The 12,634-nt window shown below is 64.8% G+C and carries 11 protein-coding genes and 1 pseudogene; 7 read left to right on the top strand and 5 right to left on the bottom strand.

The annotated features are described in order from the left end of the window. Positions 1-92 precede the first annotated feature (92 nt). The 7 genes from L1081_RS27625 to L1081_RS27595 all read left to right on the top strand — a co-directional run bounded on the left by L1081_RS27625 (position 93) and on the right by L1081_RS27595 (position 4,897). Positions 93-434: a hypothetical protein gene (locus L1081_RS27625; RefSeq protein ID WP_489417816.1), complete on the top strand. Its 342-nt coding sequence runs from the start codon at positions 93-95 to the stop codon at positions 432-434. Then, complete coding sequence (locus tag L1081_RS27620) at positions 431-1,855, top strand: TolC family protein (protein ID WP_489417815.1); 1,425 nt, start codon at positions 431-433, stop codon at positions 1,853-1,855. Before L1081_RS27625 ends, L1081_RS27620 begins: the two co-directional genes overlap by 4 nt. Before the next feature lie 35 nt (positions 1,856-1,890). Further along, positions 1,891-3,306, top strand: coding sequence for a multicopper oxidase domain-containing protein (locus L1081_RS27615; protein ID WP_489417814.1), 1,416 nt, complete (start codon positions 1,891-1,893; stop codon positions 3,304-3,306). Between the two features lie 59 nt (positions 3,307-3,365). Further along, the gene (locus tag L1081_RS27610) at positions 3,366-3,872 is read left to right on the top strand and encodes a plastocyanin/azurin family copper-binding protein (RefSeq protein WP_489417813.1); all 507 of its coding nucleotides are present in this window, start codon (positions 3,366-3,368) and stop codon (positions 3,870-3,872) included. Between the two features lie 30 nt (positions 3,873-3,902). Beyond that, positions 3,903-4,190, top strand: a complete 288-nt coding sequence (locus tag L1081_RS27605) for a copper-binding protein (RefSeq protein WP_489417812.1) — start codon at positions 3,903-3,905, stop codon at positions 4,188-4,190. Positions 4,191-4,295: 105 nt separating this feature from the next. After that, complete coding sequence (gene relB, locus L1081_RS27600; protein ID WP_489417811.1) at positions 4,296-4,604, top strand: type II toxin-antitoxin system RelB family antitoxin; 309 nt, start codon at positions 4,296-4,298, stop codon at positions 4,602-4,604. Beyond that, entirely contained in the window at positions 4,601-4,897 is a 297-nt protein-coding gene (locus tag L1081_RS27595; RefSeq protein ID WP_489417810.1) for a type II toxin-antitoxin system RelE/ParE family toxin, read from the top strand. Before relB ends, L1081_RS27595 begins: the two co-directional genes overlap by 4 nt. 60 nt (positions 4,898-4,957) lie before the next feature. Here the strand turns inward: L1081_RS27595 and L1081_RS27590 are convergent, their stop codons facing one another. The 5 genes and pseudogenes from L1081_RS27590 to L1081_RS27570 form a co-directional block, all read right to left on the bottom strand. Beyond that, complete coding sequence (locus L1081_RS27590) at positions 4,958-5,455, bottom strand: RHS domain-containing protein (protein ID WP_489417809.1); 498 nt, start codon at positions 5,453-5,455, stop codon at positions 4,958-4,960. Between the two features lie 18 nt (positions 5,456-5,473). Further along, positions 5,474-5,899 carry a DUF6756 family protein gene (locus tag L1081_RS27585; protein WP_489417808.1) on the bottom strand — a complete coding sequence of 142 codons (426 nt, stop codon included), beginning with the start codon at positions 5,897-5,899 and terminating at the stop codon, positions 5,474-5,476. Positions 5,900-5,912: 13 nt separating this feature from the next. Then, a pseudogene (locus tag L1081_RS27580) lies at positions 5,913-7,370 on the bottom strand (polymorphic toxin type 47 domain-containing protein); the annotation flags it as partial. Positions 7,371-7,372: 2 nt separating this feature from the next. Beyond that, positions 7,373-7,708: a hypothetical protein gene (locus tag L1081_RS27575; protein WP_489417807.1), complete on the bottom strand. Its 336-nt coding sequence runs from the start codon at positions 7,706-7,708 to the stop codon at positions 7,373-7,375. Positions 7,709-7,714: 6 nt separating this feature from the next. Next, positions 7,715-12,601 (bottom strand): RHS repeat-associated core domain-containing protein, encoded by a 4,887-nt coding sequence (locus L1081_RS27570; RefSeq protein WP_489417806.1) that lies wholly within the window; start codon positions 12,599-12,601, stop codon positions 7,715-7,717. Positions 12,602-12,634: the final 33 nt, after the last annotated feature.

Genomic DNA, 12,634 nt, shown 5'->3' with positions numbered 1-12,634 from the left:
GGTCACGGGCCGCAGCAGCGCGCATGCATCGCCTGCGTCATGCCCCTTCGGGCGGCCGTGACGCATTCCGTTCATGAACACGCGAGGATTCCATGTCCCAATCTTTGCCGGCCCGTTGGCTGGCTGTCCTTCCGGCCATGGCGGCGGCGCTCGCTGCCGCGGCCCAGCCGGCACCGGCTCCCGCGCCGCGCGCTGAGGAAGCAGCCACCCGCGCGCCCACCACACTGAGCTACAAGTCCGCGCTCGAGGGCTATCGGCCCTTCACCGACGACAAGCCGATTCCCTGGAAGGAGGCCAACGAGACCGTCCGCCAGCGCGGGGGCTGGAAGGCCTATGCCGAAGAGACCGCGGGTGGCGGCGCCTCCGAGGCGCCCGCCGCGCGCCAGGGGCATACGATGCCCATGCCTCCCGCCGGCAAGGAGAAGAAGCCATGAAGCGCGCCTTGCGCCTCACGGTTGTCGCCACGGCGGTCGCCTTGCTGGCCGGCTGCGCCTCGGTCGGCATCGACGACGCGCTGCAGGACACCAACACCCAGGCCGGGCAGTTCACCGGCGGCAAGCTCGAGCTCAGCCGCACGCAGGAGCAGCGCGACCGCCGCGCCGCGCTCGCGCAGGAGCTGCTGTCCAGGCCGCTGTCGCAAGGCGACGCGGTGCAGCTCGCGCTCACCAACAGCCCCGCGGTGCAGGCGCTGGTCGCGCAGAGCTGGGGCGACATCGCCGCGTCCAACCAGTCGAGCCGGCTGCCCAACCCGGTCTTCAGCTTCGAGCGCATGCGCCTGGGCAGCGAACTCGAACTCGGGCGACTCCTGTCCTTCGGTCTCGTGGACCTCCTCCTGCTGCCGCAGCGCCTGTCGATCTCGCGCAGCCAGTCGAGCCAGGCCAAGGTGCAGCTCACCGGCGCGGTGGTCGACCAGGTCACGCAGGTGCGGCAGGCCTGGGTCCGCGCCGTGGCCGCGCAGCAGATGCTGCGCTACGCCGAGCAGGTCAACCGATCGGCGCAGGCCAGCGCGGAACTCGCGCGGCGCATGCAGCAGATCGGCAACTTCAGCAAGCTGCAGCGCGCGCGCCAGCAGGTCTTCTATGCCGACGCGACCACGCAGCTGGCCTCGGCGCAGCATGCAGCCACCGCTGCGCGCGAGGAGCTGGTTCGGGCATTGGGCCTGGACGATGCGCAGGCCGCCAAGCTAGCCTTGCCCGACCGGCTGCCCGATCTGCCGAAAGCGCCGCGCGAGGCCAAGGAAGTGGCCGCCACCGCGACCGAGCAGCGCCTCGACGTGCAGCTCGCGCGCGCCCAGCTCGACGTGGCGGGCAAGTCGCAGGGCATCAACCTGCTGTCGACCTTCGTCGACGTGGAAGTGGGTGGCCGGCGCGACACCGTGTTCGACAGCGCCGAAGGCGCCCGGAGCACACGGCGCGGCTTCGAGCTCGACATCCGGCTGCCGCTGTTCGACTGGGGCTCGGCACAGCGCGATGCATTGAACGCGCAATCCTTGGCGGCGGCCAACCGCTACGACGCCACCGTGCGCGGCGCTTCGTCGCAGTTGCGCGAAGGCTATTCGGCCTACCGCACCGCCTACGACATCGCTCGGCACTACCGCGACGAGATCGTGCCGCTGCGCCAGGCCATGGCCGACGAGAACGTGCTTCGCTACAACGGCATGCTGATCGGCGTCTTCGAGCTGCTGGCCGAGGCGCGCGACCAGATCGCGAGCGTGAGCAACGCCATCAACGCCCAGCAGCAGTTCTGGCTGGCCGATGCCGCACTGGCGGCTTCGGTGATCGGCAAGCCCACGGCCATGGGCGCCCCGACCGCCAGCGCGGGGGGCGAAGCCGCCTCCGCCGGCGCCGCCCATTGAATGCGCCACCCGCACTCACCAACGATTCGAACGACATGACAAACAGACGCAATTTCCTCGGCGGCGCCGGTGCCATCACCGGCGCCCTCGCGGCCGCGAGCGTGAGCAAGGTGGCGATGGCCGCGCTGCCCGAGCCCGTGACCCAGTCCACGCCCAACACCATGCCGCCGCTCATGCCATCCGGCGGGCGGCCCTACAACCCCGTGGTCACGCTCAACGGCTGGACGCTGCCCTGGCGCATGAACAACGGCGTGAAGGAGTTCCACCTGGTGGCCGAGCCCGTGGTGCGCGAGATGGCGCCCGGCTTCAAGGCCAACCTGTGGGGCTACAACGGCCAGTCGCCCGGCCCGACCATCGAGGTGGTCGAAGGCGATCGCGTGCGCATCTTCGTGACCAACAAGCTGCCCGAGCACACCAGCGTGCACTGGCACGGCCAGCGCCTGCCCAACGGCATGGACGGCGTCTCGGGCCTGACCCAGCCGCCGATCCGCCCGGGCAAGACCTTCGTCTACGAGTTCGTCGCGCGCCGGCCCGGCACCTTCATGTATCACCCGCATGCCGACGAGATGACGCAGATGGCCATGGGCATGATGGGCTTCTGGGTGACGCACCCCAAGGCCGAGCATCCGCTGATCGAGAAGGTCGACCGCGACTTCGTGTTCCTGCTCAACGCCTACGACGTCGAGCCCGGCAGCGCCACGCCCAAGATCATGACGATGCTGGACTTCAACCTGTGGTCCTGGAACAGCCGGATCTTTCCCGGCATCGACTCGCTCAACGTGCGGCTCAACGACAAGGTGCGCATCCGCATCGGCAACCTCACGATGACCAACCACCCGATGCACCTGCACGGGCACGAGTTCCTCGTCACCGGCACCGATGGCGGGCCGACCCCCAAGAGCACGCGCCAGTACGAAGTGACCACCGACGTGGCCGTCGGCCAGATGCGCCAGATCGAGTTCCTGGCCGACGAGGAGGGCGACTGGGCCTTCCACTGCCACAAGAGCCACCACACCATGAACGCGATGGGCCACGACGTGCCCACCCTCATCGGCCTCGACCACAAGGACGTGGCCAGGCAGATCACGAACCTGGTGCCCGACTACATGGTGATGGGCGAGCGCGGCATGGCCGACATGGGCGAGATGGAGATGCCCATTCCGGACAACACCGCGCGAATGATGACCGGCGAAGGGCCGTTCGGCTCGGTCGAGATGGGCGGCATGTTCAGCGTGGTGAAGGTGCGCAGGAACCAGAAGCCCGGCGACTACAGCAACCCCGGCTGGTTCAAGCATCCCAAGGGCACCGTGGCCTACGAGTTCGACGGCCAGGCGCCTGAAGCCTCGCGCCGACGCGATGCCGGTGCGGCCGCGATGCCCGCGCAGAACATGCCTGCCAAGAACATCGAAGTCCAGATCCGCAAGCCCGGCAGCGGCCACACCGGCCACTGATTTTTCGTTTCTCCTTTCTCTCTTTCTTCCAACCTCCAACCCTCAGAAGGAATCCAACCATGAAGCACAACAACATCCTGCGCAACACCGCCTTCGCCGCGCTCACCGTCCTCGCGGCCGCAGGCGCCTCCGCTGCCGGCAACCACGCCGGGGGCCATGGCCACGGCGACGCCGAAGCGGCCATCGGGCAACCCGGCGTCGCCGCCAAGGCCACGCGAACCATCAACGTCGACATGACCGACGGCATGCGCTTCACGCCCGCCGACATCAAGGTGAAGCAAGGCGAGACCGTGCGCTTCGTCGTCAAGAACTCGGGCCAGCTGAAGCATGAGCTCGTGCTCGGCACCGAGAAGGAACTCAAGGAGCACTACGAAGCCATGAAGAAGAACCCCGAGATGGAACATGCCGATCCGAACATGGTGACCCTGGCCGCGGGCAAGAGCGGCGAGATCGTGTGGCAGTTCACCAAGGCCGGCAAGGTCGACTTCGCATGCCTGCAGCCGGGCCACTACGACGCCGGCATGAAGGGCGCCGTCACCGTGGCCAAGACCGCGGCCGCCAAGTAAGAAACCCCAACCTCCAGGAGAGACATGACCATGTCGAAGATTCGCATTTCACTCATGGCGGCGCTGGCCGCATTGGCCTTCACAGTCTCCGCCGCGGAACTTGCCGATGGCGAGATCCGCAAGGTGGACAAGGACAACAAGAAACTCACGATCAAGCACGGCCCGCTCAAGAGCCTGGACATGCCCGGCATGACCATGGTCTTTGGAGTGAGCGACGAGGCCGTGCTGGACAAGTTCCAGGCGGGGGACAAGGTTCGCTTCGATGCGGGGAAGATGGACGGGAAGATCGTGGTGACGCACATCGAAGCTGTGCGTTGACGGGGGCGGGGCGGGTCCGCGGAGGAACCGGGCCCCCTGCACCCTGCATGCCGTATGTCATTCAATTGAATTACAATGGATCCATTTTCTGACTCGGAGGCCGCCATGGCTGCAAACGCATTGGTCCAGACCCGCATCGACCCCGACGTGAAGGAGCGCGCCACCGCGGTGCTCGACAACATCGGCCTCACCGTCTCCGATGTGATGAGGATCGTTCTGACACGTGTAGCCAGGGAGGGCGCATTGCCGGCGGGTTTTACCGTTGACGCTGCGGCCCATGACGCCTGGTTCCGAGCCAAAGTGCAAGAGGCCCTGGATGATCCGCGTCCCGCCATTCCGCATGAGAAGGTCGAAGCGCACTTCGCCAAGCGTCGGGCAGCCGCGCTGCTCAAAGCGGGCGAAGGAGACGCGTGAGGCTCGAGTGGTCGCCTTTGGCGATGGATGACCGAGAGCGGATTTTCGACTTCATCGAACAGGACGACCCGCGCGCGGCAGTTGCAGTGGACGAGCGCATCGCCACGCAAGTGCTGGTGCTGTCGCAGTTTCCGGAGGGCGGGCGTCCAGGGCGCATCGAAGGGACGCGCGAGCTAATCGTTCGCCGCACGCCGTACGTCGTGGCCTACCAGATTGGAAAGGATAGCGTTCGCATCCTGCGAGTTCTGCACAGCGCCCAGTTGTGGCCCGGCGAGCTGACAGACCTGCTGTGAAGAGCGGTTGCATCTCGATCGTCACCCCGGTGTTTGCATGGCAGGTGCAAGCTTTGGGTCTCAGTCGGCCGACCAGGCAATGCGCCCCTCATGGTCCGTCAGCTCCTGCGGCGTGCCCAGGTGGTCGCACTGGTAGAACGCGATCTCCTCTCTTGAGAAGGGCTGGGGCGGCTGGTTGAGTTGCTCTCCGTTCCATAGCGGATCCTGCTCGATGTCGTAGCGCCCGCCGTTGGCCGCGATTAGCGCCTTCACGTCCGTGGTCTGGCTCAGCGCCACCGCCTGCGCCTGCCGGATCTGCACCAGCGGCACGAACGAGCCGGGCTCGTGGATGTAGTGCGCGCTGTCGCCGCGCCAGGCCTGATGTTCCTGCCGAGCCTCGGTGCTTTGCGTGCTCTCGAAGGCCAGCGTGTCGCCGTCCCAGCCGAACAGGGTGATGGCGTGCTCGGCGCGTTTGGCGATGCGCCGGCCCAATGCGTCGTAGCTGAAGTGCGTGGTCTTGCCGTAGGTGGTCGCACTGCGCATGCGGTTGAAGCCGCCTCCGCCGCTGTGCAGGTTCACAACGCTCGGAACGTTTCGTTAGCCGTTCTTGGTCACAAACAACAAGTCTCCATGGTCGTTCTCGGCCAGCAGCCACTGCAGATCCTGCGCGGCGATGTAGTACTCAAAGTATCGGCATTCCTTGATGATTTCCGGCACAGCGTGGAGGGGGACATCAAACAGAAATTTTTCCTCGTTGTCCTCATCCACTAAGAACCAGACACCTTCCTCAGAAGAAGGTGCCAGCTCACCAATATGCAAGTAGCCACTGTCATCCTCGTAGTGCCGCACGATGGGCTTGATCTTCAGATTGGTCCACCAAGCTCTTGGATTTCCGACGACAAAGGCGCCTTGGATTTTTTCAAGGATCTCTTGTTTGTTGCTTGGTTCTCGGTCGCTCAGTCCACATTTCCGAAGTGCCGCTGATAGCTCGGCCCGAAGTCCATCTGCATCTGTCTTTCCCATCTCAGATCCCCCCTTAGAGTTTCTCGTCTGGTCTATGAGGATGCTGAGGCCCCCCATATGTGATATTGCCGCGCTTACCACATCCACAGCCTCGCTTTCCAGCGGTTTGCCATCCAACGTGTGGTTTGTCATGTCCCTGCGTGGCATCTAGATCTGCGTGCGGCGCATCGTATGCAACCTTGGCCCCGCCCGATCCCTTGAACTCAACAACAGTTCCCGTTGCTGGATCCATTTTCGAGAACGAAACATTTGCGGGATTCGTCATGCCTGCTCGCTCAAATGCCTGTCGCCTTGCCGTATCAAAGTCAGGAGCTTGACTCAGTTCCGCCAAGCCCAGTGGATCGATCCACTGCACTGGACTGAGAACATACCGGTGCAGATTGATCCCTCCCCGTAACTTGATCGGGTCACTGCTTATGAACCTGCCGGAATGGGGGTCGTAGTACCGATACCGGTTGTAGTGCAGCCCCGTCTCGTCGTCAAAGTACTGCCCCTGGAAGCGAATCGGATTCCTGAACCCGGCCTTCCGCCCCGCCTCGCTGATTGCCTGCTTGGCCTCTCCCCAGGCCTTGTAGCTGGCCGACCAGGCGATGCGTCCCTCATGGTCCGTCAGCTCCTGCGGTGTGCCCAGGTGGTCGCACTGGTAGAACGCGATCTCTTCCTTCGCGAAGGCCTGCGGCGTCTTGAGCTGCTGCCCGTTCCACAGCGGATCCCGCTCGATGTCGTAGCGCCCGCCATTGGCCGCGATCAGTGCCTTCACGTCGGTGGTCTGGCTCAGCGCCACGGCCTGGGCTTGCCGGATCTGCACCAGCGGCACGAAGGAGCCGGGCTCGTGGATGTAGTGCACGCTGTCGCCGCGGCCCAGGTATTCCTGGCGGCCCTCGATGCTTTGCGTGCTCTCGAAGGCCAGCGTGTCGCCGTCCCAGCCAAACAAGTTCGTCGCGTGTGAGCTTCGCTTGGCGATGCGACGGCCCAGCGCGTCGTAGCTGAAGCTCGTGGTCTCACCGAAGGTCTCGGCGCTGCGCATGCGGTTGAAGCCGTCCCAAGTGAAGGTGGTCTTTTCTCCATTGCGGCTGCGCTCGACCAGGTTGCCCCGCTCGTCCCAGGTGTAGTGGGTCCCCGCATAGTCCTTGAGCAGGTTGTCCATCAGCCGGCCGGCCATGCTGCGGCCATCGCCGTTCAGGCGCACCGCCACGCGGGTGGTGACGCGGCCGGCCGCCTGTGTGTCCGCATCGGTGTCGGAAGGGTTGCCGATGTTGCCCGCCGGATCGAAGGCGAAGGTCTCGCGGCCCAGGCGGCTGTGGGCTTCGAGCAGGCGCCCCACGGGGTCGTAGCGGTAGCTCAGGTTGCCGCGGCGGCTGTCGCCGATGGCCACCAGCTGGCCGGCCTTGTCGTAGGCATAGCTGCGGCGGATGCCCACGGCCTCGACCGCGCCGGGTTTCGTCTGCGAGATCTGCTGCTCCAGCAGTCGGTTCAAGGAGATTGCTTTAAGCGCAAAAAAATCCTGGAAATCAGCTCATCTCGACGTGCATTTAATTCTTTTTCCACGGAAAATGCATCGCCTACAAAATTGAAGATTTCCTCATCTTCCTGTCCTTCCTGATTCATTATTTCCGCGGCAACGAGATAATTTTCTTCTCCATGTTTGCTTAATTGAACTATCAAATCAAGCTCCTGTGGATAAAAGCTTGCGTAACCATAAAACACTCTTCCGTTGTCATTCACTCCGGAATTGGCTCTGGTCACGTCGCCTGCATTCAGGAAATGCGTTTCTATTTCCTTGAGATATTTTTCCAAAAAAAACTTCATGTGCGGTTACTTTTTGCCTTTTGATCGAACGCCTCCGAGCAGACCTTCTGTATATGAATGTGGTTTTCCGGTGCCGCGAGTGGCTGACCAGGATTTGAGCTTTTCATCATTTGGGTCGTTGGCCGGCCGTATGGTGACATGCCCATCAGCTTTATCATGTATTACATCTAGCCCGCAGGAGCACGCATGCGCAACATCTAATTCGACATACTTTCCAGAATCCAATCCATCAATACTTGTGGCAGCAGAAAGTCCAGGCGGTCGACTTCCCTTTCTAACATCGTCCACACCCGGACGCGGAGTCATGCTATCGGCAGTTCCGGAGGCATTTCTATAAACGCTTCCGGTTTTAAGTGGTTTAGGTTGAAACCCGCTTAACCCCAGCGGGTCGATCCATACGATTGAACTGGGCGCATATGTATGCAAATTAATGCCGCCCGAGAGGCCAATTGGATCTTTCGATACAAACCTCCCACTCACCGGGTCGTAGTACCGATACCGGTTGTAGTGCAGCCCCGTCTCGTCGTCAAAGTACTGCCCCTGGAAGCGAATCGGATTCCTGAACCCGGCCTTCCGCCCCGCCTCGCTGATTGCCTGCTTGGCCTCTCCCCAGGCCTTGTAGCTGGCCGACCAGGCGATGCGTCCCTCATGGTCCGTCAGCTCCTGCGGTGTGCCCAGGTGGTCGCACTGGTAGAACGCGATCTCTTCCTTCGCGAACGGCGCTGGCGTGTTGAGCTGCGCCCCGTTCCACAGCGGATCCTGCTCGATGTCGTAGCGCCCGCCGTTGGCTGCGATCAGCGCCTTCACGTCGGTGGTCTGGCTCAGCGCCACGGCCTGGGCTTGCCGGATCTGCACCAGCGGCACGAAGGAGCCGGGCTCGTGGATGTAGTGCACGCTGTCGCCGCGGCCCAGGTATTCCTGGCGGCCCTCGATGCTTTGCGTGCTCTCGAAGGCCAGCGTGTCGCCGTCCCAGCCAAACAAGGTCGTCGCGTGTGAGCTTCGCTTGGCGATGCGACGGCCCAGCGCGTCGTAGCTGAAGCTCGTGGTCTCACCGAAGGTCTCGGCGCTGCGCATGCGGTTGAAGCCGTCCCAAGTGAAGGTGGTCTTTTCTCCATTGCGGCTGCGCTCGACCAGGTTGCCCCGCTCGTCCCAGGTGTAGTGGGTCCCCGCATAGTCCTTGAGCAGGTTGTCCATCAGCCGGCCGGCCATGCTGCGGCCATCGCCGTTCAGGCGCACCGCCACGCGGGTGGTGACGCGGCCGGCCGCCTGTGTGTCCGCATCGGTGTCGGAAGGGTTGCCGATGTTGCCCGCCGGATCGAAGGCGAAGGTCTCGCGGCCCAGGCGGCTGTGGGCTTCGAGCAGGCGCCCCACGGGGTCGTAGCGGTAGCTCAGGTTGCCGCGGCGGCTGTCGCCGATGGCCACCAGCTGGCCGGCCTTGTCGTATTGGTAACTACGGCGGATGCCGGCTGCGCCTGCTGCATTACCCGCACTCGTTGCGGATGCTGCCGCGCCGGATTTCGTATAGGAAATCTGCTGCTCCAGCAGCCGGCCGGCCGGGTCGTACCTCGAGCCTTGGTGCAGGCCGTTGCCCTGGTCGCGGCCGATCTCGCGGTGCAGGTCGTCGCGCTCGAAGCCCAGGATGTCCTGGCCGTCCACGAGCAGGCCGTGCACGTGGCCGGAGCCGTAGGCGAGCCATTGGGTGATGTGGCCGTCGGGGCGGACGCTGGCAACGCGCTGGTGGAGCTCGTCGTAGCCGTGCTGCCAGACCGCCGTGTGGCCGTGGTCCAGGTAGTGCTGGTGCTCGCGCACGAGGTTGCCCGCGCGGTCGTAGAACCACTGGAGCCTGGCCTCGGCGTTGGTGGCCTCGACCAGGCGGCCGTTGCAGTCGTAGGCGAAGCGCTCGGCCTGCTCGCCGGCCTGGCGCTCGCTCAGGCGGCCCAGGGGGTCGAATTCGAGTCGGGTGCTGTGGCCGGCTTCGATGACTTCGGCCAGCACGCCGCTGGCTTCGTCGTAGCGGTACTGGGTGGTCTTGCGGTCGAAGCCGGTTTCTTCGAGCAGCCTGCCGACCGGGTCGTAGCGGAAGTCGTAGCGGCTGCCGTTCTCGTTGTGCAGTTCGCGCAGGCGCCCCAGCAGGTCCCAGTGGTACTTGAGCGTGTGGCCGGCCGCGTCGGTGCGCTGGGACACGAGTCCGGCGCGGGTGTAGCTGTAGCTGGTGCGGCGGCCCAGCGCGTCGGTGTGGGCGAGCAGGCGGCCCTCGGCGTCGTGCGCGAAATGCTCGCTGGTGTTGTCGGGGTGGACGATCTCCTCGAGCTGGCCCGGGTGGTTGGCGTGGTCCGGCATCGCGGACTGCGCGGCTTCGCCGGCTTCGGTGTAGCGGTACCGGGTGGCGTGGCCCAGGGCGTTGGTGATCCTGGCCAGGCGGCCTCGATCGTCGTAGGCCCACTGGGTGGTCTTGCCCGAGCAGTCGGTGTGGCTGGCCAGCTGGCCGGCGCTCGTGTAGGTGAGCGTCTTGATGCCGCCCTTGGCGTCGGTGATGCGCACGGGACGCCCGGCGGGGTCGTAGGCGTATTCGGTCTTGTGGCCGAGCGGGTCGATCTCTTCGGTGAGGTTGCCGTTCGCGTCGTAGTCGCGCTTCCAGGCGCCGCCTTCGGCATCGAGGATGCCGGTGACGCGGTGGCGCGCGTCGTAGGCGTAGTGCACGCTGCTGCCGTCGGCGCGGGTGTGGGTCTTGAGGTTGCCGTTGGCGTCGTAGACGTAGTCGTCGGTGGTGCCGTCGGTGTGGATGTGGCGCGTGATGTTCTTGGCGCTGTCGCGGAAGAACCATTCCTCCAACTGGTCGGGATGGATGATCCGGTAGGTGTAGCCCAGGATGTCGTAGTAGTACCAGGTCTCTTGCCCCAGGGCGTCGGTCACATAGGTCAGGCGGATGTTCTTGTCCCACTCCAGCTTGAGCGCGAAGCTGCCGTCGTCGCTCCACTCGCGCACGGCCTTGGCGTCTGCGCCTGTGCCGTCGTATTCGAGGTTCATGCCGCGCCCGGTGCGGTCGGTGTAGCGGGTCAGGAGGTGGTGGCTGTAGCCGTAGCTCCAACGCGCGCCGTTCTCGTCCTGTGCCGAGACAAGGTCGCCTTCGGCGTCGTGGACGTAGGCGGCGAGCTGGCGCACGGGCTGGCCGTCCTTGATTTCCCACAGGCTTTCGATGAGTCCGTTGTGGGCATGGGGGCGGGTACCGACATGGGCGAGCGTGGCGTCGCCCTGCTTGCTGATGATGTCGCTGAGCACCTGCTCGCCGGTCGCGGCAATGACGTGGTCGTAGCGCAGGCCGATGGCAAAGCCGTTGCTCGCGTGCTGCGCCACCAGGCGGAAGTGCTGCTTGCCTTGGGCGCGGACCTTGGCGGCGGCGGTGTCGACGAGCTCGTAGGTCTCGCGCCAGTCGCTGGCCGCACCGGCGGGCATCGGCTTGCCGAAGTCCAGCGTCAGCAGGTTCGGGCTCAGGCGGGTGAGGGTGACTTCCTCGATGGGATCGCGGTGGTGCTGTCCCACGGCGAGCAGGGGGTAGGCGTGGCTGCGGCCATCGGCGCCGTGGTAGACGAGGCTCGGCTGGCCCCGCCGAGGGCCCTGCGCGGGCGTGGCGATGTCCACGCGGGTGCCGTAGGGCGTGAGCCAGCGTGCGCCGAGGCTGCCCTGGTCGAAGGCGCCCAGGTTGCTGCGGTAGGTGCGCGCCCAGGTGATGGGCAGGGGCGCGGCCAGCACGAAATCGGTGTGCGTGAAGCTTTCGCAGCCCATGGCCAGGCTGATCGCGCCGCCCTCGCTTGAACGCGCGGGGCAGTTCTTGCAGCCGGGATCGCCGCCCGGGCCGGCTTGTGCGGTGGCCAAGCCGACTTCGCCGCCCGGTTTCTTGCTGTCCACCCGCGCCCCCTCGGTGGCGTTCACGATGCCGTTTCGGCGATTCTTGCGATTGAGCAAGGCGGTCTTCAGCATCTTGAGGAGCGACTTGATGCTGTTGCGCTCGGCTTCGCTGGCCATGGCCTGCAGTTTGCCGCGTGCGACTTGCTTGATGTCGAGCAGGTCGCCCATGATCTCCTTGACCTGGGCCACCGCCCACGCGGGAATGAGGCTGGAGGCCGCCTTGCTGACGCGGTTGATCCCGCTCTTGGCAGTATTGCTGGCCGAGGTGCCCCAGTCACTCAGCGTGCTCAGCAGGCTGCCCATGGTGGTCTGGGTATGGGGGTCGTAGGTCTTCCGCTCCATCGGCGGCGTGATCGTGAGCAGGGGCTTTTCTCCAAGCCCGCGCTGCATGATGTCGAGCAAGGCGTCCACGATCGCGTCGATCATGTTGGCGCAGTCCTTCAGCATGTTGTCGAGGAGCGCCATGGCCTCGTCGACGAACTTGTCGATTTCTCCGGCAATGGTGTCGTTCAGGTGGCCGACGGCGACGGTGACCATGGCCTCGCCGGCATTGGCGAAGGCGCGGCCGGCCTGGTCCTTGACCACGCGGCCGGCGTTTTGCCTGATGAGGGCCAGCATGGGCCGCAGGCTCATGCGCGCGGCCGCCATGGTCGGCGGAACGGGGATGACGCCGATCACGTTGATGACCAGCGACACCCACTCCAGGAACTGGTTCCAGCTCTTCTTCTGGATCATGCGCACCACGTCCATGATCGCGTCGGCAAGCGCCATGATGTTGCCGACCACCGGGATGCTGCCAGCCACGGTCGACAGGCGCGCCAGTGTGATCCAGCCGTCGCTGATGCTTTGCAGCCAGGCGTCCAGCTTGGCCGCGCCCGTGCCGATGTCTTCCTGCGCGATGGCGTTCAGCGGTGCCACCGCTACCTGGGGCTCGCGTTCCTGCTCCTCTTGCGCCGGTCGATTCTGTTGTGGCGTGTCGCCTGTCATTTTTGTTGCCCCTGAACTGGATGCTTGCTTTTT

Source organism: Variovorax sp. MSC1_012 (assembly GCF_023667525.1).
GTDB lineage: Bacteria > Pseudomonadota > Gammaproteobacteria > Burkholderiales > Burkholderiaceae_C > Variovorax > Variovorax beijingensis_B.
Note: the sequence above shows the minus strand (reverse complement) of the source record. Positions and strands in the feature narration are given on the sequence as shown.

Coding starts and splice junctions, on each gene's coding strand:
- L1081_RS27625 (WP_489417816.1), top strand. CDS start 93: ATGTCCCAATCTTTGCCGGCCCGTTGGCTGGCTGTCCTTCCGGCCATG.
- L1081_RS27620 (WP_489417815.1), top strand. CDS start 431: ATGAAGCGCGCCTTGCGCCTCACGGTTGTCGCCACGGCGGTCGCCTTG.
- L1081_RS27615 (WP_489417814.1), top strand. CDS start 1,891: ATGACAAACAGACGCAATTTCCTCGGCGGCGCCGGTGCCATCACCGGC.
- L1081_RS27610 (WP_489417813.1), top strand. CDS start 3,366: ATGAAGCACAACAACATCCTGCGCAACACCGCCTTCGCCGCGCTCACC.
- L1081_RS27605 (WP_489417812.1), top strand. CDS start 3,903: ATGTCGAAGATTCGCATTTCACTCATGGCGGCGCTGGCCGCATTGGCC.
- relB (WP_489417811.1), top strand. CDS start 4,296: ATGGCTGCAAACGCATTGGTCCAGACCCGCATCGACCCCGACGTGAAG.
- L1081_RS27585 (WP_489417808.1), bottom strand. CDS start 5,899: ATGGGAAAGACAGATGCAGATGGACTTCGGGCCGAGCTATCAGCGGCA.
- L1081_RS27575 (WP_489417807.1), bottom strand. CDS start 7,708: ATGAAGTTTTTTTTGGAAAAATATCTCAAGGAAATAGAAACGCATTTC.
- L1081_RS27570 (WP_489417806.1), bottom strand. CDS start 12,601: ATGACAGGCGACACGCCACAACAGAATCGACCGGCGCAAGAGGAGCAG.